The organism is Hanstruepera ponticola, from assembly GCF_012931685.1.
In the GTDB taxonomy this organism is placed as follows: Bacteria; Bacteroidota; Bacteroidia; order Flavobacteriales; family Flavobacteriaceae; genus Hanstruepera; species Hanstruepera ponticola.
This window is the reverse complement of the sequence record NZ_JABANC010000003.1, coordinates 319,079-343,305: the sequence shown is the minus strand read 5'-3', so window position 1 is coordinate 343,305 and position 24,227 is coordinate 319,079. Positions and strand designations below refer to the sequence as shown.

At 32.7% G+C, this 24,227-nt stretch carries 19 protein-coding genes and 3 tRNA genes; 8 read left to right on the top strand and 14 right to left on the bottom strand.

Translation table 11 applies throughout. The annotated features are described in order from the left end of the window. The first annotated feature begins 79 nt into the window (after window positions 1-79). On the top strand, window positions 80-2,128 hold the full coding sequence (locus HGK31_RS10365; RefSeq protein ID WP_191859688.1) for an HD family phosphohydrolase: 2,049 nt from the start codon (window positions 80-82) through the stop codon (window positions 2,126-2,128). A 47-nt stretch (window positions 2,129-2,175) separates the two neighbouring features. Here HGK31_RS10365 and HGK31_RS10360 read toward each other — a convergent pair. From HGK31_RS10360 to tsaD, 11 genes are all read right to left on the bottom strand, one after another. Next, window positions 2,176-2,249 (bottom strand) — tRNA-Arg (locus tag HGK31_RS10360). Window positions 2,250-2,290: 41 nt separating this feature from the next. Further along, window positions 2,291-2,365 (bottom strand) — tRNA-Pro (locus tag HGK31_RS10355). 22 nt (window positions 2,366-2,387) lie between these two features. Then, window positions 2,388-2,471 (bottom strand) — tRNA-Ser (locus HGK31_RS10350). A 142-nt stretch (window positions 2,472-2,613) separates the two neighbouring features. Next, window positions 2,614-3,276: an HAD family hydrolase gene (locus HGK31_RS10345; protein WP_191859739.1), complete on the bottom strand. Its 663-nt coding sequence runs from the start codon at window positions 3,274-3,276 to the stop codon at window positions 2,614-2,616. A 3-nt stretch (window positions 3,277-3,279) separates the two neighbouring features. Continuing rightward, complete coding sequence (locus HGK31_RS10340; RefSeq protein ID WP_191859686.1) at window positions 3,280-4,467, bottom strand: THUMP-like domain-containing protein; 1,188 nt, start codon at window positions 4,465-4,467, stop codon at window positions 3,280-3,282. Between the two features lie 6 nt (window positions 4,468-4,473). Then, window positions 4,474-5,565, bottom strand: a complete 1,092-nt coding sequence (locus tag HGK31_RS10335; protein ID WP_191859684.1) for an AI-2E family transporter — start codon at window positions 5,563-5,565, stop codon at window positions 4,474-4,476. A 39-nt stretch (window positions 5,566-5,604) separates the two neighbouring features. After that, complete coding sequence (locus tag HGK31_RS10330) at window positions 5,605-6,111, bottom strand: TrmH family RNA methyltransferase (protein WP_191859682.1); 507 nt, start codon at window positions 6,109-6,111, stop codon at window positions 5,605-5,607. 26 nt (window positions 6,112-6,137) lie between these two features. After that, window positions 6,138-6,779 carry a DUF4159 domain-containing protein gene (locus tag HGK31_RS10325; RefSeq protein WP_191859681.1) on the bottom strand — a complete coding sequence of 214 codons (642 nt, stop codon included), beginning with the start codon at window positions 6,777-6,779 and terminating at the stop codon, window positions 6,138-6,140. A gap of 3 nt (window positions 6,780-6,782) precedes the next feature. Beyond that, on the bottom strand, window positions 6,783-7,487 hold the full coding sequence (locus HGK31_RS10320) for a 16S rRNA (uracil(1498)-N(3))-methyltransferase (RefSeq protein ID WP_104733651.1): 705 nt from the start codon (window positions 7,485-7,487) through the stop codon (window positions 6,783-6,785). Then, complete coding sequence (locus HGK31_RS10315; protein WP_104733652.1) at window positions 7,487-8,110, bottom strand: peptidylprolyl isomerase; 624 nt, start codon at window positions 8,108-8,110, stop codon at window positions 7,487-7,489. Before HGK31_RS10315 ends, HGK31_RS10320 begins: the two co-directional genes overlap by 1 nt. A gap of 107 nt (window positions 8,111-8,217) precedes the next feature. Next, window positions 8,218-9,240, bottom strand: coding sequence for a tRNA (adenosine(37)-N6)-threonylcarbamoyltransferase complex transferase subunit TsaD (gene tsaD / locus HGK31_RS10310; RefSeq protein WP_191859679.1), 1,023 nt, complete (start codon window positions 9,238-9,240; stop codon window positions 8,218-8,220). A gap of 130 nt (window positions 9,241-9,370) precedes the next feature. On the opposite strand from tsaD, the gene HGK31_RS10305 reads away from it, so the two are divergent. The 6 genes from HGK31_RS10305 (at window position 9,371) to HGK31_RS10280 (ending at window position 18,914) form a co-directional block, all read left to right on the top strand. Continuing rightward, complete coding sequence (locus HGK31_RS10305; protein WP_233451071.1) at window positions 9,371-13,753, top strand: translocation/assembly module TamB domain-containing protein; 4,383 nt, start codon at window positions 9,371-9,373, stop codon at window positions 13,751-13,753. Between the two features lie 144 nt (window positions 13,754-13,897). Further along, window positions 13,898-14,884: a 6-phosphofructokinase gene (gene pfkA / locus HGK31_RS10300; RefSeq protein ID WP_191859677.1), complete on the top strand. Its 987-nt coding sequence runs from the start codon at window positions 13,898-13,900 to the stop codon at window positions 14,882-14,884. A 33-nt stretch (window positions 14,885-14,917) separates the two neighbouring features. Continuing rightward, the gene (gene gap, locus HGK31_RS10295; RefSeq protein WP_191859675.1) at window positions 14,918-15,919 is read left to right on the top strand and encodes a type I glyceraldehyde-3-phosphate dehydrogenase; all 1,002 of its coding nucleotides are present in this window, start codon (window positions 14,918-14,920) and stop codon (window positions 15,917-15,919) included. A gap of 61 nt (window positions 15,920-15,980) precedes the next feature. Beyond that, the gene (locus HGK31_RS10290; protein WP_191859669.1) at window positions 15,981-16,838 is read left to right on the top strand and encodes an N-acetylglucosamine kinase; all 858 of its coding nucleotides are present in this window, start codon (window positions 15,981-15,983) and stop codon (window positions 16,836-16,838) included. 2 nt (window positions 16,839-16,840) lie between these two features. Further along, the gene (locus tag HGK31_RS10285; RefSeq protein ID WP_191859668.1) at window positions 16,841-17,203 is read left to right on the top strand and encodes a methylglyoxal synthase; all 363 of its coding nucleotides are present in this window, start codon (window positions 16,841-16,843) and stop codon (window positions 17,201-17,203) included. A gap of 10 nt (window positions 17,204-17,213) precedes the next feature. After that, the gene (locus tag HGK31_RS10280; RefSeq protein ID WP_191859667.1) at window positions 17,214-18,914 is read left to right on the top strand and encodes a phytoene desaturase family protein; all 1,701 of its coding nucleotides are present in this window, start codon (window positions 17,214-17,216) and stop codon (window positions 18,912-18,914) included. An 8-nt stretch (window positions 18,915-18,922) separates the two neighbouring features. On the opposite strand, the gene HGK31_RS10275 is transcribed toward HGK31_RS10280, so the two are convergent. Next, window positions 18,923-19,963, bottom strand: coding sequence for a GMP reductase (locus HGK31_RS10275; RefSeq protein WP_191859666.1), 1,041 nt, complete (start codon window positions 19,961-19,963; stop codon window positions 18,923-18,925). 230 nt (window positions 19,964-20,193) lie between these two features. On the opposite strand from HGK31_RS10275, the gene HGK31_RS10270 reads away from it, so the two are divergent. Further along, window positions 20,194-21,051 (top strand): transporter, encoded by an 858-nt coding sequence (locus tag HGK31_RS10270; protein ID WP_233451069.1) that lies wholly within the window; start codon window positions 20,194-20,196, stop codon window positions 21,049-21,051. Window positions 21,052-21,058: 7 nt separating this feature from the next. Here HGK31_RS10270 and HGK31_RS10265 read toward each other — a convergent pair whose 3' ends face one another. Then, window positions 21,059-21,439: a Rid family detoxifying hydrolase gene (locus HGK31_RS10265; protein WP_191859665.1), complete on the bottom strand. Its 381-nt coding sequence runs from the start codon at window positions 21,437-21,439 to the stop codon at window positions 21,059-21,061. A gap of 17 nt (window positions 21,440-21,456) precedes the next feature. Further along, complete coding sequence (locus tag HGK31_RS10260; RefSeq protein WP_191859664.1) at window positions 21,457-24,207, bottom strand: putative LPS assembly protein LptD; 2,751 nt, start codon at window positions 24,205-24,207, stop codon at window positions 21,457-21,459. Window positions 24,208-24,227 lie beyond the last annotated feature (20 nt).

Below are 24,227 nucleotides of genomic sequence, written 5' to 3'. Positions count from 1 at the left end.
GAATGCGGAATGATTAGCGTTTTATGCAAGCTTATAATCGATATTATTTTTATTACATTTGACTCTACAAACTTGTTACATGAAAGACTTCATTAATTTATTGTACAGAAACCATTCTTTGGGATATAAATTACTCTTGTTTGTATGTACGACTTTTTTAATAGTTTACTTGTTTCCTAAAAGCGGAAAGTTTAAATATAATTTTGAAAAAGGAAAGCCTTGGCAATCTGAAAGCTTGCAGGCTCCTTTTGATTTTGCAATAAAAAAATCTGATGCCGAAATAGCCAATGAGAAACAGGAAATCATTGATAATGCACCATTGTATTTTGATTTAGATAATTCTGTTTTGCCAGCCGTAAAAAATCAATATCAATCTGAATTTAAAATTACATTTCCCGATTCGATTTATGCTGAAAATATTGATGAGATGTATGATTTGGGAGAACAAATTTTAAATACTATATATCAATATGGTGTGTTAAGTACTGACCATAATTATAAGGGTAACCGGAATGTGATTATTCTTGATGATAGAATTGAAAAAGAGAAAACACAATATGATTTTCTAACTAAACAGGGTGAGTTAACTTCTATTATCCAAAAAAGTTTATCTGAAAATGAATTTGGAGAATTAAATAAGGACATGTTGTCATTGTTTTATGATATCATAGAGCCAAACTTAATATTAAATAAAACCTTTACTGAAAAAGCAATACAAAGTGAGTTAGAAAAGATTTCTTATACAAGAGGAAGTATAGAACGTGAAACTCTGATTATTTCTAAAGGAGAGGTTGTTGAGGGTGATAAATATGAAATACTTAAATCGCTTGAATCAGAATATGAATCACAAGTGTGGACAGACTCAAATTATTACTGGGTAATAGGAGCCTACACGTTATTAGTATCATTAGCACTCCTAATGTTGTTGTTATTTATTAAAAAATATAGACCCGTTGTATTTGAGAACAATACAAAAGTGACTTTTATATTTTTTAATGTTCTATTAATGATTTTTATAACCACTTTGGTTGTTAATTATAATTCACAATATGTTTATGTAGTACCTATATGCATCCTTCCTTTGGTTCTAAAAGCATTCTTTGATGCTAGGCTCGGGTTGTTTGCACATGTCATAACGGTATTGCTATTAGGCTTTATTGTATCTAACAGTTATGAATACATGTTCTTGCAAATTATTGCCGGAATTGTAACAATTTTAACTGTTTCAGAGCTTTATAAAAGGGCTAATCTATTTATTTCAGTTGGTCAAATCACGCTAATTTATATCATAGCGTATTTTGCATTTTTCGTTATTCATGAAGGTAGTATTGATACATTGAAATGGGAAACATTTGGACTCTTTGTATTATGTGGATTAGCCACATTATTTGTTCAACCTTTAATTTATGCTTATGAAAAGCTGTTTGGATTGGTTTCTGATGTTTCATTATTGGAATTGTCAGACACTAATACAAAATTGTTAAAAGAACTTTCAAATAAAGCTCCAGGAACATTTCATCATTCTTTAAACGTTGCCAATTTGGCTGAAGCTGCTGCAAATGAAATTAGTGCCAACGCTATGTTGGTTAGGGTAGGAGCATTATATCATGATATTGGCAAGATGAAGAATCCTACTTATTTTACTGAAAACCAATCAACTGGAATAAATCCTCATGACGAACTTTCGTCAAAGGAAAGTGCAGCAATAATAATTGATCATGTAATAAATGGCATTGAAATTGCCAGAAAAAACAATCTGCCCGATAGAATCATTGACTTCATTCGTACGCATCATGGCACCAGTGTTGTGTATTATTTTTACAAGAAGGAAAAGGAAATAGATGCTAATTTAGACATGACTGAATTTCAATATCCTGGACCTAAACCTTTTAGTAAAGAAACAGCCATTTTAATGATGTGTGATAGTGTTGAGGCTGCTTCAAAGAGTTTAAAAGAACCAACATCTTCTAAAATTGATGTGTTTGTTGAAAGTATAATAAATAAGCAAATGAATGATGACCAATTCTTGAACGCCAATATAACGTTTAAAGAAATTCAATCTATTAAAAAGGTTCTAAAGCATAAACTCGCAAACATATATCATCTGCGAATAGAATATCCAGAATAAATTTAAGAGAAACAAAAAAGCCTCACTTATTTTAGTGAAGCTTTTTGTGAGCCCTGAAGGATTCGAACCTTCGACCGCCTCCTTAGAAGGGAGGTGCTCTATCCAGCTGAGCTAAGAGCCCTAAAATGTAAATACAAAATTATAAAAAAAAATTGTATTTAGTCGGGGTGGCAGGATTCGAACCTGCGACCTCCGCGTCCCAAACGCGGCGCGATAACCGGGCTACGCTACACCCCGAAATTGTGATTATCTAAAAATGCGGAGAGACGGGGATTCGAACCCCGGCGACACTTACGCGTCGACAGATTAGCAATCTGCTCCATTACCACTCTGGCACCTCTCCAAAAATTATAAAGAACGTTCTTTAAATGCGGATGCAAATGTAACTTTTCATTACAAAGAACGCAACTATTTTTTGAATTTTTTGTAATGTTTATTGATTTTTTGAACCTAGTACTTGATACTTTTTACCTAAGTCATTCAATCTAAACCGTTAATAGTTTCTTTGCTCTTGGATATGCAATTTCATCAAAACTTGAAATTACCAAATTGGCTTTAGAATAATCTTGATTCTTGGAATGTGGACTTTTAAAACCTACACAGTAAATCCCTGCTGATTTGGCTGCTTTTATGCCGTTTGTTGAATCTTCAATAACTATGCAATTTTGCTTATCATAACCAGCAATTTCAGATGCTTTTATGAAAATTTCAGGGTGAGGCTTAGATGCTTTTAAATCAGCACCGCTTAATTTTCCTTTAAAATATTTATTAAGATCAAATCTGTTAAATACACTCTCAATGGTTTGCATTGAGGCAGATGATGCTAATACCAATGTCAAATCATTACTGTAATAATCTTGTATTAAGTCTAGTACACCATCTAGCAATTTAAGACTAGAGTCATTAACAAATAAGTCTTTAAAAATATTGCGTTTAGTCTGAACCAATTCTTCAGGTTGTTGTTGTAAACTAAAGTGTTCGCATAAATGTCTGCAAACGTTTATAGTAGATTGCCCAGTAAATGTTTGATAATGCGATTCAGTAACATCAATATTCATAACATCAAACATGCCAAAATAGGCTTTATGGTGTAAGGGCTCGGTGTCTACAATAACACCATCCATGTCAAACAATACGGCTTTTAATATCATTTAATTAACTTTTATTTTTTTACAAATAATTACTATTTGTTCAAGGTTGATGTTAGTAGTGAAAAATAGGTATTGGTCACCACCATCTTTTATCTTCAATTTTTTTCTAATAGTTTGAACGGATTCTTTGAAATTTCTTGTTGTTATATTGGCTTTTGAAATATCAAGTTTTTTTAGAGATTTTTTATTATATGGAATAATTTCAACGATATAAAAAACTCTACCCGGAAATACAATTAATTTATCACTTGTGTATAAATGAGTATGTTGATGGATTTTTTTTAAATCTAATTTTTCACCAATACTATTAAAGGCACCAGCTTTTAGTACGGCTGCATTAGGCTCGTAAAGATATTTTAATGGCAAACTATAATTAGATATTGTATTCACCTCATCCTTTAAGAAAAACTCAAACTTATTTGGACTAGTATCAATGATATTTACTGTTGTAATTTTAACTGGTTGTTTCTTTTCTTTTTTTAAGACCCATAGTAATTCTTTCACATCATTATTTACCGCCAAAACGTGAATGCTATTAACATGTTTAAGTTCATTTATACCTGAAGAAATATCTAATAAAGGTGATGTTTTTATTAAAATATGGTCAGAATAACTAAACAAATCATCAAGGATATCTGGAACATTAGGAAGGCAATCTTTTAAAAAGAATACTTTCCCTTTTTGATCATGTCGTCTTGAAGGGTCTAAATATATCCAGGAATATCGGTTAGATGATTGTTTTAAATAAGCAACACCATCATATGGAATGCATTGGACATTATTAATCTCTAGCTGTTTAAAATTATACGCAACAATATTTGATAAATCTTTATTTATTTCACAATGAATTACCGATTCAAATTGTTTTGAAAAATAAAAGCTATCGACACCAAAACCGCCTGTAAGATCTATTAAATTATTACCATTAATTAATTGGGCTTTATAAGCAGCAGTTGTTTCAGAAGAAGTTTGTTCAATATTGAGTTTATTAGGGTAATATATTTTTGGTGTTTGATACCAAGTTGGAAGTTTCTTTTTACAACGTTTTTTTGCTTCAATCTGTTCAGCAAGTAGCTTGATGTCAATTTTTATGTCTGAATTAGTTTGTAATAGTAATTCTGACACATCTTTATCTAGGTTTTTATTAATAAAGTCCTGATTTTCGTTATTTAAAATGAGAGTATTCAAGACAGGTTATAAATCTTTTGTAAGTCTTTGTACTATTTTGTTTTCTGATAAAAACTCTTTTAAAATCACTTTTGTTGCTGTATAAGTAGGTACAGCTATTATCATACCAACAATGCCAAAGAGTAATCCACCAATAATGATTATTAAAAAAATTTCCAACGGATGAGACTTGACACTTTTAGAAAAAATAAGAGGTTGACTTAAAAAATTATCTATTAATTGACCAATAGTTATTACGAGAATAACCTTTAGTGTTACTGGTAAAATAACTTCATTAAAGCCAGCTCCTAAATTACTTGTCATGGTTAGAAAAATCATAATTGCACCACCAATCATTGGACCTAGGTATGGGATTAAATTAATCAAGGCACATAAAAAGGCAATAACTACCGCATTTTGAACACCTATAATTAGTAATCCAATTGTGTAAATGAGGAAAAGCACTGAAATTTGTAAAACTAAACCTATAAAATATCTAGATAACAAATCTTTAATTTTTTCAATTGATCTCTTTAAGCGTTCTTCCTTATTATCTGGAATCAAAGCCATTAAGCTGTTTTCAAATAACTTACTGTCCTTTAAAAAGAAAAACGAAATAAACAAAACAGAGAATAGTCCTATGCTAAAACTACCCAAGCCACTCATTAAAGCATTTAAAAAATTTGGAATAATGGAATAGTCTATTCTTGATAATAAATGACTTTCTTTCAGAGACTCTTCAACTTCAAGCGGATTTATTCCAAAATATGACGTGGTTTGATTATAGAGGTCTTTTACATTGAGTTCAAGCTTTTCGATATCAAGCAATGACAAGTTATGACCTTGTTCAGCCAAAAGAGGTATAAATAGCCCAATCAGCCCTATCATAAGTCCAATAAGTAAAACCATTGTAACAGCTACAGCAATGGTGTTTTTGAATTTTAATCGGTGTCTTAAAAACCGAACAATCGGTCTGCCAGTAAGCGACACAACTACAGAGATTAAAATGTAAACAATAACCGATTGTACTTTATACAAGAAAAATATTAAGACGGCAATACCTATAACTACTGAAAGTGCTTTTAGAATGCCATTAGCTATTTCATTAGAATTATTCATTTAGTAAATATACATATTGGAGTTTAAATGATAAATAGTTTATTGGCCTTTAATTTGTTTGGTTATTTCATATAAAGCAATTGATGTGGCTTGTACAACATTCATGCTACTGTTTTGGCCATACATTTCAATGTGTAGGGAATCATTACATAGCGATAAAACATCTTCAGATAAACCAAAATTCTCACTACCAACTATAACGGCTAATGGTTTATTATTTGGGAATTTAAAATGATGGATAGGCTTACTATTTGTTGTAATCTCAATAGCTAAAATCTGATAACCTTTATTTTTATAGTTATCAACTATTTGATAAATATCTTGGTTAAGTAAGAAATTGACAGCTTTTTCGGTAGCTCTTGACGTTTTTGTTACTTTCCTACTGAATTCAATACTTTCTCCGCAGAAAATTAATTTTTCAACACCAAAAGCGTCAGCAGTTCTAAATAGACTTCCAATGTTGGGCGCATTGATAATATTGTCACAAATAAGTACAACAGGAAAGGTTTCTTTTTTGAAAGAGGAGTTGTAATGGTTGCGTTGCAAACTTTTGATATAGCGTTATAAGTTAATTAATTTTCAAAAGCATATTTAATAATATTGGCTCCCATTTTTAATGCTTTTTCTCTAACATCTTCAGTGTCATTATGGACTACTTGATCCTCCCAGCCATCACCCAAATCACTTTCAAACGTAAAAAGAAGTACTAATCGTGTTTCAAAAAATATACCCATGGCTTGAGGGCGTTTACCATCATGCTCATGAATTTTTGGTAGTCCGTCTGGAAAAGAATAAGCCGTATTGAAAATTTTATGGTTTGCAGGAATTTCAACCAATTCCGTATTTGGAAACACTTTTTTTAATTCTTCAGTTATATAAGGTTTCATGCCATAATTATCATCAATATGTAAAAAACCACCAGAAACCAAATAGTTTCGTAAGTTAGTGGCATCATCTTCATTAAAAAACACGTTGCCATGACCAGTCATGTGAATAAATGGATATTGGAAAATATCAGGACTTCCAGCTTCAACAGTTTCTGGTTTTAAGTTTATCTTGGTTTTAATATTGTTATTGCAAAATTTTATGAGATTGGGTAATGCAGTTGGATTTCCATACCAATCACCACCTCCTTGGTATTTTAATACCGCAATGTTTTGAGAAAACAAAACGGAAGAAAGCATACATAAGGAAATAAATGCAAGGTGTTTCATAGTTTATTCATTTTTAAAAACCACACTGTGACAAGCAACCACGGCAGCTGTTTCAGTTCGTAAACGGGTTTCTCCCAAAGTTACGGGAATAAAATTACTATTTAATGCCATTTCAATTTCTTTAACACTAAAATCACCTTCTGGACCAATGAGTATGGTAACATCCTGTTTTGCTCTCAATTCATTCTTAAGCGATAGCTTTTTACCGTTATCACAATGAGCAATAAACTTTTGTCCATTGTGACTGGTGTTTATGAACTCATTAATAGGGGTTAGCTGGTTTAGTATAGGCAGATAGCACTGCAAGGATTGTTTCATAGCCGATTGGATAATCTTGCTATAACGTTCATGTTTAATAACCTTGCGCTCACTGTGGTCACAAACTATAGGTGTGATTTCGTTGATACCCAATTCGGTACTTTTTTCCAAAAACCACTCATAGCGATCGTTTAATTTTGTAGGTGCAACAGCTAAATGAATATGAAAATCACGCTTACTTTTTTTTTCTTTTTCAATTATTGATGCTTGACAATTTTTAATGTTTGCTAGTGTAATAGAGGCTTTAAATAACCAACCATTTCCGTTGGTGATTTCAAGAACATCTCCAACTGACTTTCGCAACACTTTTATTATGTGTTTACTTTCTTCCTTGTCAAAAACTACTAATTCAGTATCTTCAAGAATATTTGGATTATAGAATAATTGCATTAGCTTTTTTGCTCAACAATTTTTAGAGCCTGTATTTCTTTGATGTATTTGATATCATGTGTTTTTAAAATAACATAATACATTTGTTTGTCACCAATATTCAATGTTACTAAATCACCTATGTTTAAAGGGCTGTTAATTGCTGTATCTTCAAACTTTGGGTCAAATGAATCTTGCTTAACCCAGCCGGTATCTCCGCCGCGTCTCGCATTGATGTCCATAGAATATTGTTTTGCTAATTTATTAAAGGGAACGCCATTGGCATGCTTGCTCATAATCAGACTTGAAATGCTTTGAATTTCTGATTTAGATAATTTTTTTCCATCTAAAAAAATATAACTTACTCTATAATGTAATACCGTGTTGCTTTCCACAACTTTGTAATGTGTAATCTTAAAATCACTTTCAATAGTAGAGCGTCCACGATCAAAAAGGTCTTTGGCTAAAGTTGTTTTATGCTTTTCCTCATTAAAACTGATGAGTTTACTGCCTTTTGAAGGATTGTTTGCCAAATACATTTCGGCTTGATCAATATTTAGAATAGAATCGAGGTCTCTGGTTAAACTCTCTTGACTATAAGTTGAATAGGTAAATAATATCGTGAAAAATAAAAGTCTGTACATGGTATAGGTTTATCTGTAAACAAAAAAACAAAAATTATTCTTTTGTAATCAAAAATCCTAAAACATTATTAACAGAAGTTTTAACAATAGATTTTTAATAAGAATAACTATATTTTCAGTCTAGCTGAAGCGGTTACTTCGTTTTTTACAAAGTCATTATTTAAATATTTTAAATAACCAACAATGGCAATCATGGCAGCATTATCAGTAGTATATTCAAATTTAGGTATGTAAGTTGTCCAGCCAAATTTTTGTTCGCCATCCTTTAAAGCTTGCCTGATGCCTGAATTTGCCGATACACCACCACCTATTGCAATATGCTTAATTCCTGTTTGTTTTGAGGCTAACTTCAATTTATCTATTAAAATACCAATAATAGTGTATTGTATAGAAGCGCAAATATCATTTAAGTTTTCTTCTATAAAATTGGGATTACGCTTGGTTTCATTTTGAATAAAATAAAGTATCGCTGTTTTTAAGCCTGAAAAGCTAAAATCCAATCCATCAACCTTTGGTTTTGTAAACTTATAAGCTTTTGGGTTACCAAGTTTTGCTCGTTTATCAATTTCTGGTCCAGCTGGATACCCTAAACCTAAGATCTTACCGCTTTTGTCATAAGCTTCGCCAACAGCATCATCAATAGTCTCACCAATAACATCCATTTTAAAATAGTCTGAAACCTTTACTATTTGCGTGTGACCTCCAGAAATAGTCATGGCCAAAAACGGAAATGGTGGTTTATTATAATCTGCTTCATTTATAAAATGCGCCAATATATGTGCTTGCATGTGATTTACTTCTATCAAAGGGATGTCTAAACCATAAGCAAGAGACTTGGCAAAAGACGTACCTACAAGCAGAGATCCCATGAGTCCTGGTCCACGTGTAAAGGCTACGGCATGTAAATCTTTTTTATTAATGTTTGCAATTTTTATAGCTTGATCTACAACAGGAACAATGTTTTGCTGATGTGCTCTTGAAGCTAATTCAGGGACAACACCACCATAGGCTTCATGTATTTTTTGGTTAGCTACAACATTGCTTAAAACGTTACCATTGTGTATAACAGAAGCCGCAGTATCATCGCATGAAGATTCAATCCCGAGAATATAAATATTTTCTAAAGCCATTACTGAATATTAGGCATAATTATTGTTAATTTTGACTTCAAAGTTATAACTTTCAGAACGTATCAAAAAATTTTTTAAAATACTTGGTAGATTAATAGCAACCCTCTTGTTGCTGTTTATTATTTTGGTATTGATACTATCTATCCCAGCGGTTCAAACTAGTATAGGGAAATACGCAACTAAACGAATTAATAACGATTTTAAAACCAATATCAATATTGAAAAGGTTGGTTTGCAAATTAATGGTGATGTAGAGTTAAAAGGTGTTCTAATTCGTGATTACAAGTTAGATACATTAATCAGTGCTACTGAAATTAATACATCAATCTTAAATTTTAAAAATCTTTATAATGGAAATCTAGTTTTTGGTGATATTGACCTGGACGGATTAATTTTTAACATTGTAACCTATAAAGGAGAAACTGATACTAATTTAGATGTTTTCGTTGCTAGGTTTGATGAAGATACACCAACTACAGACCCTAGTGACTTCTTGCTTTCATCAAGTGATGTAACAATCACTAATGGCACATTTAGGCTTATTGATTATAATAAGGAAACCCCAAAAATATTAGAGTTTACTGATATTTTTACCAATGCTACAAATTTATTGGTTAATGGTCCTAATGTAAGTACCCGGATAAATACTTTGGCATTTAACGATAGTAGAGGTTTGAAAATGAAAAATCTAGTAACAAATTTTTCATATACCAAAGAGCAAATTTTTCTTGACGATTTGGATTTAAGAACAGCAAATTCTGATTTAAAAGGAAGTGTGAAGTTTTTGTACAAGCGTGAAGATTTAAAGTATTTTACTGAAAAGGTACAAATTGATGCTAATTTTAAGGAAGCCAATATAGCTCTTGATGAATTAAATACTTTTTATGATGAATTTGGTGTTAATCAGCGTGCGTCGTTAAGTGCCAGCATTACGGGAACCTTAAATGATATGCGTATAAATAATCTGGAATTAAATACAAGTTCCAGAAGTAAAATTTATGGAGATATCCATTTTTTAAACCTATTCAATGCTGATGAGGATAATTTTTATATGAATGGAAAGTTTACAAATTTAACTTCAAATTACAGAGATTTAAAAGCGCTACTTCCCAATATTTTGGGAGAATCTATACCAACTGCTTTTGATAAACTAGGAAACTTTACCATTGTTGGTCAATCAGAGATAACAAGTACTAACATAAAAGCAGATATAGGAATCAATACGGAATTAGGTTTTATTCATTCTAATTTAGAGTTAAAAACCATCAATGATATTGACAACGCATCATACAATGGTAATATTATTTTTGATGATTTTAATATTGGGAAATTTATTGAAAACCCTAAATGGGGTTTAACATCATTAAATTTAGATGTTGATGGAAAAGGATTTACGGTTGAAAGTTTAAAAACAGAACTTTTAGGAGATGTTTATTCTGTGGTTTATAATAATTATGAATACAATGATATTGAGCTTCTAGGTGATTTAGGGAATAATATTTATAACGGAAAATTAATATCTCATGATGAAAACTTTAGAGTGACATTTAATGGTTTGGCTGATTTTTCAAAAAAAATAAACGAATTTGATTTTATTGCTGATGTCTCTTATGCTAATTTAAACGCAATGAATTTAGTCAAGCGTGATAATACCTCTATTTTCAAAGGCTTTGTTGAAATGAAAATGGTAGGTACTACATTAGATGATGCTGTAGGTAGTATAGAATTTGATAATACTTATTACAAAAATGAACATGATGAGTATTTTTTCGATGATTTTCAGATAACATCATCTTTTGTTGATAAAGAGCGTTATATTAACGTCAACTCACCAGATATTATTAACGGTCAGTTAAGCGGTGTATTTTCATTTAAGGATATTGGGTATTTGTTTGAGAATGCCGTAGGAAGTGTTTATACTAATTACAGGCCTCATAAGGTTGATGCAGATCAATACATCGATTTTAATTTTAAAATTTACAACAAAATAGTCGAGGTCTTTGTACCTGATATAGAACTAGGCTCTAATACTTATATTAAAGGACGTGTTGAGAGTGATGAAAAAGAATTTAAACTTACGTTCAAATCTCCTAAAATTAAACTTTTTGATTATTTCGCAGATCAAATTTCGCTACAAGTTGACAGTAAAAACCCACTTTACAATACTTATGTTGAAATTGATAGTATTAATACCACTTATTATAATTTGTCAAAATTTAATTTGATTAACGTAACATTAAATGATACGCTTTACATGCGATCAGAATTCCATGGCGGTAAAAACAATGTTGATTCCTATAATTTGAGTTTTTATCATACCATAAATGAAGAAAACAAATCAGTAATTGGTTTTAAAAGATCAGATGTTACTTTTAAAGGGAATGAATGGGTAATTAATGAACGACGTAATAACAACAACAAAATCATTTTAGAAAAAGATTTATCATCTATTAACATAGATTCTTTTAGAATGAGTCATCGCAATGAAGAAATTAAGTTATGGGGTGTTTTAAGGGATTCTACATATAAAGACATCAAGTTGAATTTTAAAGATGTGGATTTAGCCAAAATAACACCATCAGTCGATAGTTTGAGGCTTAAAGGTAATGTCAATGGAAAACTAGATATCCTACAGCAAAAAGGACGTTATTTACCAAATTCAACAATAACTATCGATGATTTAGAAGTAAATGATTTAGTTTTAGGTTCGTTTGATGCAAAAATTATAGGCGATGAATCTCTAACCAACTACGAAGTAAATGCTAAAATAAAAGATGATACTACGGAATCATTTTCTGCAATAGGTAATATAGACGTAGCAGCAAACACATCATCAATAAATGTAGATTTAAACTTTAATAAGTTCAATTTATCACCTTTAAACCCGTTTTTATCAGATATTTTGACAAATATAAGAGGAGAAGTAACTGGTGTAGCCAAAGTACATGGTAGTTTGAAGCTACCAGAAATTGATGGGCAATTGGAGTTAAATAAAGCAGGTTTAACGGTACCATATCTTAATGTTGATTATGATTTTGCTGATAAGTCATCTGTTACGTTAGATAATCAAAGTTTTGTGTTCAACACTATCAATTTAACCGATACAAAATATAATTCCAAGGGCGTGCTGAATGGCTCCATAAACCATGTTAATTTTTCTGAATGGAGTTTGGATATCGATGTAAATACATCCAGACTTTTAGTGTTGGATACTGAAGAAGAAACTGAAGATGCGCCTTATTATGGAACAGGCTATATTGGTGGTACTGCTAGTATTTTTGGACCTACAAATGATTTAATTATAAAAGTTATTGCTGAAACTAAACCAGGAACTATTTTTATAATTCCATTGAGTGACACAGAGTCATTTGGTGATAATTCGTACATACATTTCTTGACTCCAGAAGAAAAACGCGCCAAAAAAGAAGGAAAGGAATTAAAAACAAAAGATATTTCTGGTCTCGAGCTAGATTTTGAATTAGATATTACTCAAGATGCTGAAATTGAAATCGTTATTGATAAAGTGTCCGGAAGTACAATTAAAGGGCGAGGTGTAGGTGGATTGTTGATAGATATTAATACTAATGGAAAATTTAATATATGGGGTGATTTTTCAGTGTTTGAAGGTATTTACAATTTCAAATACGGTGGTATTGTTCAGAAAAAGTTTGAAGTAGAACCTGGTGGAACCATAGCTTGGGAAGGCGATCCTTTTAATGCTAAATTGGCAATCAATGCTATTTATAAAACTCAAACAAATCCATCACCTTTATTGGATAACCCGATCAATCGGACTATCCCTGTACACTTAAAAACTAGTTTAACGGGACAACTTATAAAACCAGAAATCGATTTTAGCTTTGAGTTTCCAACCGTAAATTCTACCGTTAAATCTGAATTACAGTATCGTTTAGATTCAAAAGAAGATAGAGACAATCAAGCACTTTATCTGTTAGCTACTGGTGCTTTTTCTGGACGCCTAAACAGTTTAAATGTTACAGGAACCATTGCCGAAAGACTTAATGGTATTATTAATGGATTTTTTAGTGCAGGTGATAATAAGGTAAACATTGGTTTTAACTATGAGGCAGGTGAGAACACACCAGATTATCAGACTGATGATAGGTTAGGCGTGATTCTACAAACCAATATTAGTGACAGAATTTTACTAAATGGAAAGGTTGGTGTACCAGTAGGAGGGGTTAGTGAAACAGTAGTGGCTGGTGATGTGCAAATAGATTTTCTTTTAAATGAAGAAGGAACGTTGCGAGCCAAAGTTTTTAATCGTGAAAACAGTATAAGAAATTTTGGTGAGGAAATCGGTTACACTCAAGGAGTAGGTATTGCTTGGAGTGTTGATTTTGATAGGTTTGGTGAACTCATTGACATTATTTTAAAAGGGAAAAAGAAAGTCGAAGCCGAAAAGGCCAAAAAAGCTGAAGCAGCAGCAGAAGAAAATGATAAAGATCTTCCAGGTTTTGTAGGATTTAAAAAGGAAAAAGAAGAAGATTAGTCCTTTTATTCACAAAATATTTCACATTATTCAATGTTTTTATTAACGAAAACGTTTGAGTTTTTATTCTTCACTTAAATTATCTCTAATAGCTTGTTTTATATGCTATTTCTTTATTAGATTTACTAAATCAAGTATCATTTTATGACTAAAAAGATAAAAAAAATAGGTGTTTTAACTTCGGGAGGAGATGCTCCTGGAATGAATGCTGCCATAAGATCTGTTGTTAGAACATGTGCATATCACCAAATAGAATGTGTAGGTATTTATAGAGGTTATGAAGGATTAATTGAAGGTGACTTTAAAATACTATCAGCACGTAGTGTGAATAATATTATTCATACTGGAGGCACCATTTTAAAATCAGCTCGTTCCAATGAATTTAGAACCAAGGAAGGAAGGCAAAAAGCATATTTACAGTTAAAAAGCGTAGGTATTGATGCTATGGTGTTAATTGGTGGTGATGGTACGTTTACTGGAGGTATGTTTTTTAACGAAGAATTTAACTTTCCAGTAATTGGTATTCCAGGAACCATTGATAACGATATTTATGGTACTAATTTCACTTTAGGCTATGATACAGCATTGAATACAGTAGTAGATTGTATTGATAAAATTCGGGATACTGCTAGTTCGCATAAACGCCTGTTTTTTGTTGAGGTAATGGGAAGAGATGTTGGACATATTGCCTTGAATGCTGGTGTTGGAGCAGGTGCTGAAGAAATACTGATTCCTGAAGAAGATTTAGGATTAGATAGGTTACTTGAGTCATTAAGAAGAAGCAAGCAATCAGGTAAATCATCTAGTATAGTTGTTGTAGCTGAAGGAGATAAAATTGGCAAGAATGTTTTTGAACTCAAGGATTATGTTGAAGAAAACATGGAGGAATATGAGGTTCGTGTTTCAGTATTAGGTCACATGCAACGAGGAGGTTCACCCTCTTGTTTTGATCGTGTTTTGGCTAGCAGAATGGGAGTGAAAGCTGTGGAGTCTTTACTAGAAGGGAAATCAAATTACATGGTAGGTATTCTAGATAATAAAATTGAGCTAACGCCTCTAGAAAAAGCTGTCAAGGGTAAAACAGAAATTAACAAAGAATTATTACGTGTGTCAGATATCATGACGACTTAAACAAATTATTAATAAAAATACAAGAAAAATAATATGTCAAATTTAAGATTAGGAATCAATGGTTTCGGTAGAATTGGAAGAATAGTTTTTAGAGCTACTGTAAATAGACCAGATGTAGATGTGGTAGCAATTAATGATTTGTTGGATGTTGATCATCTAGCTTACTTATTAAAATATGATTCTGTTCATGGTCGCTTTAATGGCACAATAGAGGTAGTAGATGGACATTTAGTAGTTGATGGTAAAAAAATACGCGTAACTGCTGAAAGAGATCCAAGAAATTTAAAATGGGATGCAGTTAAAGCAGATGTTGTGGCAGACTGTACAGGGATTTTTACAACTCTAGAATCTGCTCATTATCACATAGAAGCTGGTGCTAAAAAAGTTGTGATTTCAGCACCCAGTAAGGATGCTCCTATGTTTGTTATGGGTGTTAATCACAATGATGTTAAACCATCAGACACTGTAGTTTCAAATGCTTCTTGCACAACCAATTGTCTAGCGCCATTGGCTAAAGTATTAGATGATAATTTTGGAATTGAAGAAGCATTAATGACAACTGTTCATGCTACAACAGCTTCACAACTTACTGTAGATGGTCCTGCAAAAAAGGATTATAGAGGCGGAAGAAGCGCACTTGTGAATATCATTCCTGCTTCAACAGGAGCTGCAAAGGCAGTAGGGAAAGTTATTCCGAAACTAAATGGTAAATTAACAGGAATGGCATTTCGTGTTCCAACCGCTGATGTATCTGTTGTGGATTTAACCGTAAGAACAAAAAAAGAAACATCGCTAGAAGAAATCAAGGCTGCTTTTAAGAAGGCTTCAGAAACTTCTATGAAAGGTGTTTTAGGTTACACAGAAGATTTGGTAGTGTCACAGGATTTTGTAAGTGATGTTCGAACTTCAATTTTTGATGCAGATGCAGCCATTGAGCTAAATTCTAGATTCTTTAAGCTGGTTGCATGGTATGACAATGAATTTGCTTATTCCAACAAGCTTGTGGATTTGGCTTTACATGTTAATTCACTATAATTAAAACAAACAAAAATTAAAGCTGTTAAACTTTCTAACAGCTTTTTTTTATTTTTAGCCTATGATTTTAATAGTTGACAGTGGTTCTACAAAATGTGATTGGGTATCGGTTGATGAAAACGGCAACCAATTACTTGAGAAAATAAGGACGAAAGGATTAAATCCTGCTATTTTAAAAGAGAAAAAGCTTTTTAAAATAATCAATAAACAAACCGAGTTAAAGAAACACAAGGATGTGGTAACACATGTTTATTTTTATGGGGCAGGTTGTGGTACTGAAAAACCACGATTACAATTAAAAATGGTTTTAGAATCCATTTTTTCAAAAGCTACAGTTGAAGTGAAGGAAGATACATTTGCCGCAGTTAGGGCAACTATTTCAGAACCTAATGAAGCTGCTGTTGTCTGTATCTTGGGTACGGGATCCAATTGCAGCTATTATGACGGAAAAGAGCTGCATCAACGCGTTAGTTCCTTGGGTTATACTTTAATGGATGATGCTTCAGGTAATTATTACGGTAAGCAACTTATTCGTGATTATTATTTTAATCATATGCCAGAGAATATAAAAGTATCATTTGCTGAAAAATATAATTTGGATGCTGATTTTATAAAATATAATCTATATAAACAACCAAATCCCAATGCTTATTTAGCATCATTTGCCGAATTTATGTTTTTGAACAAAGAGTCAGATTACATAAAAACACTCATTAAAAAAGGACTGAAACTTTTTTCTGAAAATATGATATTTCAATTCAAGGATGAACTAAAATCTGTGCCTGTTCATTTCGCGGGATCAATAGCATTTTTCTCTGAAAATGAAATACGTGAAGTCGCTGATGAACTAGGGTATAAAGTAGGAAATATTGTTAGAAGACCAATTGAAGGTTTGGTGAGTTATCACACAAGTATGTAAATATGGAAATAGCTATTATTGCCCACGATGGAAAAAAAGCTGAAATGGTTCAGTTTCTTAATCAGCATCGTGATATTTTGCATGACAAAAATATTTCATTGGTTTCAACTGGTACCACTGGAAAAAAAGTAAAAAAAGCTGGATTTGAAGTATTACGCTTGTTGTCTGGTCCCATGGGTGGTGATGCTCAAATTGCTGCTAGGGTTGCAGAAGGAAAATGTAACATGGTCCTATTTTTTCGAGACCCACTGGAAAAACACCCGCATGAACCAGATGTTTTAATGCTTATGCGATTATGTGATGTGCATGACGTACCTTTAGCAACAAATCCTGCAACAGCAGAACTACTTATTACAGCCATTTAATAACATATAAATGTTAAAAACCGATACATCAAATTCCATAAAAGAAAATAGTTACGACACAATTATTATTGGTTCTGGAGTTGGTGGTTTATCTGCTGCAATATGTTTGTCAAGAGCAGGACAACGCGTTTTAGTTTTAGAGCAACATGATGTTCCTGGTGGTTGGTGTCATAGTTTTTATCTCAATGGTTACCGTTTTACGCCTGGAGTCCATTATGTTGGTTTATTGGGTGAAGGACAATCAACTAGAGAACTTTACGAAGGTTTAGGTATTGCTAATGAATTGGCATTTTACAGAATGAATCCAGATGCTTTTGAGCATTGTTGGATTGGTGATGAACGCTTTCATTATCCTGCCAATTTTGATGAGTTCCAAAATAGGTTAATAGCCAGGTTTCCACATGAAAAAAAAGGAATAATCAAGTATTTGAAATTAATAAAGAATGTAAGTAGACAACTGCAGTTAATCCCTAAAATCCGAACGGTTTGGCAGCAAATTACTATTCCTTTTAGAACCAAGCATATGGGGAAATATGCACCATTCACTTTAAAGCGAGTCATAAACTGGCATGTTAAAGATCCCTTATTGCAACGCATCCTAAATATTCAATATGGTGATCACGGATTACCACCAGCAAAAGCTAGCTTCTTAATGCATGCTGCTATAATGGATCATTATTCAGAAGGTGGATTTTATCCTGTAGGTGGAGGAGGAGCATTGGTAAAAGCCATGACCAATTGTATTAAGAATTTTGGAAGTCAGGTACGAACACAAAGTGGCGTATCTAAAATAATAGTTAGTAAGACTAAAAAAAGAAACAAAGCAATAGGTGTTGTATTGGAAAATGGTGAATCCATATTTGCTGATCGGATTATTTCTAATGCCGATCCTGAAACCACTTACTTAAAAATGATAGGATCAGAATATTTAAGTAATAGTTTAAAGAAGAAGCTTGAAAGAACCAAATACTCATGTACTTCTCTCATGCTTTTTCTTACAGTTGATATGGATGTGAAAAAAGCTGGCTTAGATTCTGGAAATATTTGGATGATGCCCAATAAGGATATGGATGAGCTTTTTGAAGATATGCAGAAAACGGATATTCTTGAAGGAGAAGAATTCTCTGGTCTGTTTATTAGTTGTACCTCATTAAAAGATCCCATTAGTTTTGATGGACGTTATCACACTCTAGAGGTTATAACCTATATTAATTATGATGCTTTTGCAGCTTTTGAAAACGAAACAGAAGAACGTTCTCAAGCATATTTGGAATTTAAGGACAAACTAATTCAAAAGTTTTTAAATAGTTTAGAAAAGGTTGTTCCAGGAATATCAAAAAATATTGTTCATAAAGATTTAGGAACACCCTTAACTAATGAGTTTTATTTGAACACAACACGAGGAAATGTTTATGGAACTGAAAAAAGTTTAAGACATATAGGTCCTTTTGCTTACAAATCTAAAAGTGAAATTGAGAATTTATATATGTGTGGTGCTAGTATAGTTTCTCATGGTGTTGCTGGAGCCGGATATTCAGGTGTACAAACAGCAGCAGCTATTTTAGGATGTAAACAAGATGATTTGCTTAAACCTGATCCAAATCAAAATCTTCGTATTTATGAAGCTGAAGATGATACGAACTACCCTGACTGGATGTTAAAAAAGATGGCAGTAAAGAGAGCGCGATTAGAAAAAAGTGCCCAAACTTAATAACAAGACTAATTAGTGTAAACTTGATTTTCTTGTTCAGCAACTCGAATAAAAGTGGTGCGTTTAGTTAATTCCTTTAATCTTTGAGCGCCAACATACGTACAAGCACTTCTTAAACCACCTAAAATATCTTGTAGTGTGTTTTCAATTGGTCCTCTATAAGGTACAGTTACCGTTTTACCTTCACTAGCACGATACTCGGCAACACCACCAGCGTATTTTTCCATAGCAGTTGTTGAGCTCATACCATAGAATTTTTTAAAGGTTTTTCCACCTCGTTCTATGATTTCACCACCGCTCTCATCATGACCAGCTAGCATACCACCAAGCATAACAAAATCGGCTCCAGCACCAAAAGCTTTAGCAATATCACCAGGTGTAGCACAACCACCATCACTAATTATTTGACCACCTAAACCATGTGCAGCATCTGCACATTCGATAATAGCAGAAAGTTGAGGATAGCCAACACCAGTTTTTACGCGAGTAGTACAAACAGATCCAGGACCTATACCTACTTTAATGATATCGGCTCCTGCCAATAATAGTTCTTCTACCATTTCGCCAGTTACCACATTTCCTGCAATTATAACCTTGTCAGGATATTCATTTCTCGTGCGTTTAACAAAATCAACAAAATGTTCCGAATAACCATTTGCCACATCAATGCATATAAACTTTAACTGCGGAATCTCTTTAAAGATAACTGCTAATTTTTCAGCTTCATTTTTACTGGTACCTGTACTTACAGCAACATAGTCTTCAATTCCGTTAGGTGCTTCTGAAAAAAAAGAGGTCCATTCAGATATCGAATAGTGCTTATGAATAGCAGTGAATAATTTTTTATTGGCCAACGCCAGTGCTGTTTCAAAAGTCCCAACAGTATCCATATTTGCAGCCATTATGGGTATACCTTTCCAATTTATTTTACTATTTAAAAAAGTGAAATCACGCTCAAGGTTTACTTGTGACCGACTCTTAAGAGTTGACCTTTTTGGCCTGATCATTACATCTTTAAATCCAAGTTTAATATCTTGTTCTATACGCACGGAACTTTTATTTTGGGATTGGTTATCAAATATACAAGTTCCTTTAGTAATATTAAATACGAAGTATTACAAATTACATATGTTTTCTTTCTTAATTAATTTAACTAGAATAGTTATGGTCAAAATGATTATTTTGCAAAAAAAAATTAACTGATTAAATGGAAATTTATAAGTCAAAAAATATAAAGATAACGTCTGTTTTTTTTATTTGTTTTTTTAATCTAACCTTATTGTTTGCACAAGACATAGAGCCTAGGCGCTGGACACCGTTGCCCATTGGAACTCATGTAATTGGTGGTGGGTATGTTCATACATTTGGAGACATAATTTTTGATCCTGTCTTGCAAGCTGAAGATGTGACACTTCAATTGGACGCTGTTGCACTATCTTACGTGCAGCCATTAAAAATTGGAAATAAATTGGGTAGATTAGATGTACTACTACCTTATGTAAATGCTAAATGGGATGGATTATTAAGAGGTACACCTACTAGTATTAGAAGAACTGGTTTTTCTGATCCGCGTGTTAGGTTTTCAATGAATATAATTGGTCCCAAGGCACTTAATGCTCAAGAAATGATGACTTATTATGCTGAAAATCCATCATCTACAATGCTTGGTGCTTCCATTGCAGTCACTTTTCCTCTTGGGCAATATGCAGGTGATAGATTGTTGAATTTAGGACAAAATAGATTTGTTATCAGGCCACAGATTGGATTTGTACACAATTGGGGTTTGTGGTCTTATGAATTTACAGCTTCTGTTTTTTTATATACAAACAACAAGGATTTTTTTAACAACCAAGTGAGAAAGCAAGACCCGACTTTTGCAGCTCAAACGCATCTCATTCGTAGGTTTAAAAATAGAATGTGGGCTTCAGTTAGTGCAGGTTATGGATTAGGCGGACAGTCTATAGTTAATAGTCAACCAAATAATGATGAGCGAGGTGATTTTTTAACCTCATTGGCTTTTGGTATTCCTGTAACAAAAAAACAGAGTGTAAAATTATTTTATTTACATTCAGAATCTGTTAAATCTGTAGGGTCAGATACTGACTCAATCGGTTTGGGTTACTCCGTTTTATTTTAAATAGCAATTATTTAATTGCAATCATACTAATTTCAACATTTACAAATTTTGGTAAGTTTGCAACTTCTACAGTTTCTCTAGCTGGAGCAGTTTCAGCATTAAAATAATTTGCGTAAACAGCATTAATTTTTGAAAAATTATTCATGTCACTTATGAATATAGACGTTTTAACCACGTTTTCAAAAGTCATCTCTGCAGCTGTCAATACAGCTTTCATGTTTTGCATAACCTGTTCAGTTTCAGCTGTTATATTCTCAATAACTAAATCGCCAGTTGTGGGATTGATAGCTATTTGTCCTGAAGTGTACAGTGTATTCCCAACCAAAACCGCTTGATTATATGGACCAATTGGTGCAGGTGCATTTGTAGTGTTAATTATTTTTTTCATGGTTTGAGTGTATTCAATTATAATTGCTGATCAGGCTGTCTACGTTTGTCATACTTAATGTCTTTAAGTATGTTTGACTTTATACCAATAAAGAAATACCAAGAACTTCTTGTGCTGAAGGGTACCCAGCTAAAACTCATACGCCAACTCAATAAATCCCTTTCAAAGCGGAGTTGGGTGTAAGTAAAACCTTTGTTTTTAAAGTCATAGCCCGAAGAAGCACCAACAGTCCATCGAGGAGAGAACTCAACATCTCCAGAGAACATTAATGAATGTGAAGATATCTCATTTTCACGCCTTACATTAGTATAGTTAACGGCATAGGCTAGCTTTAAATTCCATGGAATTTTAGTCTTATATAAGGCACTAGGCGTTTTTTCTTCCTCATCATCATCTTCACCATAGCGTTGGTCTGAAAAATCTTGAGCACGACCAAATAAATCATCAGCACGACCACCACTTCTCAAATTTTCTTGAGTGCTTCTTTCATTTTCAGTACCATCAAAATCACTACTGGATATAGAATAACTTGTGTTGACATTGGCACTTGTCAATCTAAATAAGCTACCTCCATTGTCTATGTTGAATTTATCAATTTTGGTATTGTTATTATCAAGTGCATAAGGATCCATAGTTGCGCCAAAATTTATAATCATTTTGTTTTTCAATATTTGCGTGCTACCTGTCATTCTCAAAGGGCTCCAATTTAGAGAATCACCAGCTAAATTATAAGCAGTAGAAAAATTTAAATTATCAAGTAACTTTATTTTTTTAGCTTCAGTAGCGGTTGAATCCTTGTCTCTCACTTTGGCTTCAATATTATTAGATAATGACATACCAATAGAACTGGAATAGCGATTATTTGGTGCGCCATAAATACCACCTTCAAAACGGGTATATTCAATCTCATCAGTCGTTGTTCCATTTGCATCGATTACTTCAAAAGTTTCGTAATAATTACTGAATGACGGATTTATGTTATAACTTATAGATGGTCGCATGACATGTCGAATAGCCTGAATTTTTGGATCTTTACCTTCTTTTCTGAAATCGAACATACCATAGAGAGTTGTACCTAAACTTGTACTAAAATTGTATGTTCTAAAGGCATCAAATCCTTTTACAGGTTCCGTTACAATTTCATTTTCCTCAAAGTCATAATATTTTCTTACGGTTTCAAAAACCCAAGTTTCATCATACGAGGTGCTAGCGCTCAAACTGAAATATTTAAACACTTTAAAATTTGTAGTTAATGGAATACTGTGTTTAATACCATTTACAGCACTATCCCACATTTCCTTTTTAAAGAATAAGGAATCGGTAGTTTGTATGCGGTTTTCAGCTCTAATATTATATTGAAAGTTGACATTTTGAATAATACCTTTTTTTACACCAGTTTTAGGTGCAAAAGGAAATATACGACTTACACTAGCTTGAACGGTTGGTAAGGTCATATTAATAACTTCCGTATTGGTGTTTTGGGAGTGTGTTGCGGCAACACTCATATTTACTTGGGGTTCACCTTCAAAAGTTTTAGAATAGGATATGGAAGAAGCCAAAGTGTTATTCAAAAAACTCGGTGCATTAACCTGATTGATAGAAGTTTGATAATACCTGCTACTACCTAAATTTACCGATGCAGAGAACCGTGAACTTGGGTTCGCTTTGGCGTCTTGAGAATGAGACCATCTAATATTGTAAATAGATGACTTACTGTAGTCTGGAAAACCACGTTCACTATTTATTAAATTTTCATATCTAAAACTTACGTTACCATTGTAGCGATATCTATTGGCATAGGCACTTTCAAAACGCAATCCATAACTTCCATTGGTATAATAATCCCCTAAAACTGCTAAATCAACAAAATCACTAATTGCAAAATAGTAACCACCATTTTGTAAAAAATAGCCTCTATTGTTTTCTTCACCAAAAGTTGGAATTATAACTCCAGAAGTTTGTTTATCAGTTAAAGGGAAAAATCCAAAAGGTAAACCAATTATTGTTGGAACATCAGCAATAACCATATTGGTTGGGCCTACTACAATTTTTTTGCCAGGAACAACCTTTATTTTATTGGCTTGAAAGTAATATTCAGGGTTTTCAATGTCTTTTGCCGTAGTAAACCGACCTTTATATAAAAAGATAACAGAATCATTAACTTTTTTAGTTACGGGAGCAAGAATATTCATGCCGCCTTGCTCTGTTTTTGAGTTATAAATAAGTGCCTTTTCGGTTTTCGTATTAAATTTTATGGAGTCAGGTTCAACTACATTATTGGCTTGTTTAAAAACAGGAGCTTGATTGTAATTCCCAAGTGAATCTGTAATTCCTGCTGCAAAAACTTCATTGGTGTTATAGTCAATGACAATTAAACCAGCCTTGAGTTCCATGTCTTCATAGTAAACTTCGGCTTCGTTATATAAATACAGCTTTTGCTCTTTATTATTAAAGGAAGCGTAATCAGTAGCTTTGTATTTAACTGGTCCAGTAAGTAGTTCTGGTTTTGGTTTTACGGAATCCTGTAAAGTAGAATCTTGTTCTTTTTCAGTCTCTATGGGTTTTAAGGTATTTCCAATAGATAAATTTAGCGTGTCATTCTTCTCACTTGGTTCAACTTTTCCACCTTCTTTTGGGATATCTTGAGCAAAGCCAGAAGTGTTGATAAACACTGTAAAACTTAAGGCAAAAAGTATGTGGAAGATGTTTGTACGCAATGCTTTTAAATGTATTTTTGTAAAAGTATGGCTCGGTTTTTGAATTGCCAAAATTACATATATTTTTTGTG

What these genes read in the sequence shown, in the direction of transcription:
- HGK31_RS10365 (WP_191859688.1), top strand. Translation starts at nt 80, where the DNA reads ATGAAAGACTTCATTAATTTATTGTACAGAAACCATTCTTTGGGATAT.
- HGK31_RS10335 (WP_191859684.1), bottom strand. Translation starts at nt 5,565, where the DNA reads ATGAATAATTCTAATGAAATAGCTAATGGCATTCTAAAAGCACTTTCA.
- HGK31_RS10325 (WP_191859681.1), bottom strand. Translation starts at nt 6,779, where the DNA reads ATGAAACACCTTGCATTTATTTCCTTATGTATGCTTTCTTCCGTTTTG.
- HGK31_RS10320 (WP_104733651.1), bottom strand. Translation starts at nt 7,487, where the DNA reads ATGCAATTATTCTATAATCCAAATATTCTTGAAGATACTGAATTAGTA.
- HGK31_RS10315 (WP_104733652.1), bottom strand. Translation starts at nt 8,110, where the DNA reads ATGTACAGACTTTTATTTTTCACGATATTATTTACCTATTCAACTTAT.
- tsaD (WP_191859679.1), bottom strand. Translation starts at nt 9,240, where the DNA reads ATGGCTTTAGAAAATATTTATATTCTCGGGATTGAATCTTCATGCGAT.
- pfkA (WP_191859677.1), top strand. Translation starts at nt 13,898, where the DNA reads ATGACTAAAAAGATAAAAAAAATAGGTGTTTTAACTTCGGGAGGAGAT.
- gap (WP_191859675.1), top strand. Translation starts at nt 14,918, where the DNA reads ATGTCAAATTTAAGATTAGGAATCAATGGTTTCGGTAGAATTGGAAGA.
- HGK31_RS10290 (WP_191859669.1), top strand. Translation starts at nt 15,981, where the DNA reads ATGATTTTAATAGTTGACAGTGGTTCTACAAAATGTGATTGGGTATCG.
- HGK31_RS10285 (WP_191859668.1), top strand. Translation starts at nt 16,841, where the DNA reads ATGGAAATAGCTATTATTGCCCACGATGGAAAAAAAGCTGAAATGGTT.
- HGK31_RS10280 (WP_191859667.1), top strand. Translation starts at nt 17,214, where the DNA reads ATGTTAAAAACCGATACATCAAATTCCATAAAAGAAAATAGTTACGAC.
- HGK31_RS10265 (WP_191859665.1), bottom strand. Translation starts at nt 21,439, where the DNA reads ATGAAAAAAATAATTAACACTACAAATGCACCTGCACCAATTGGTCCA.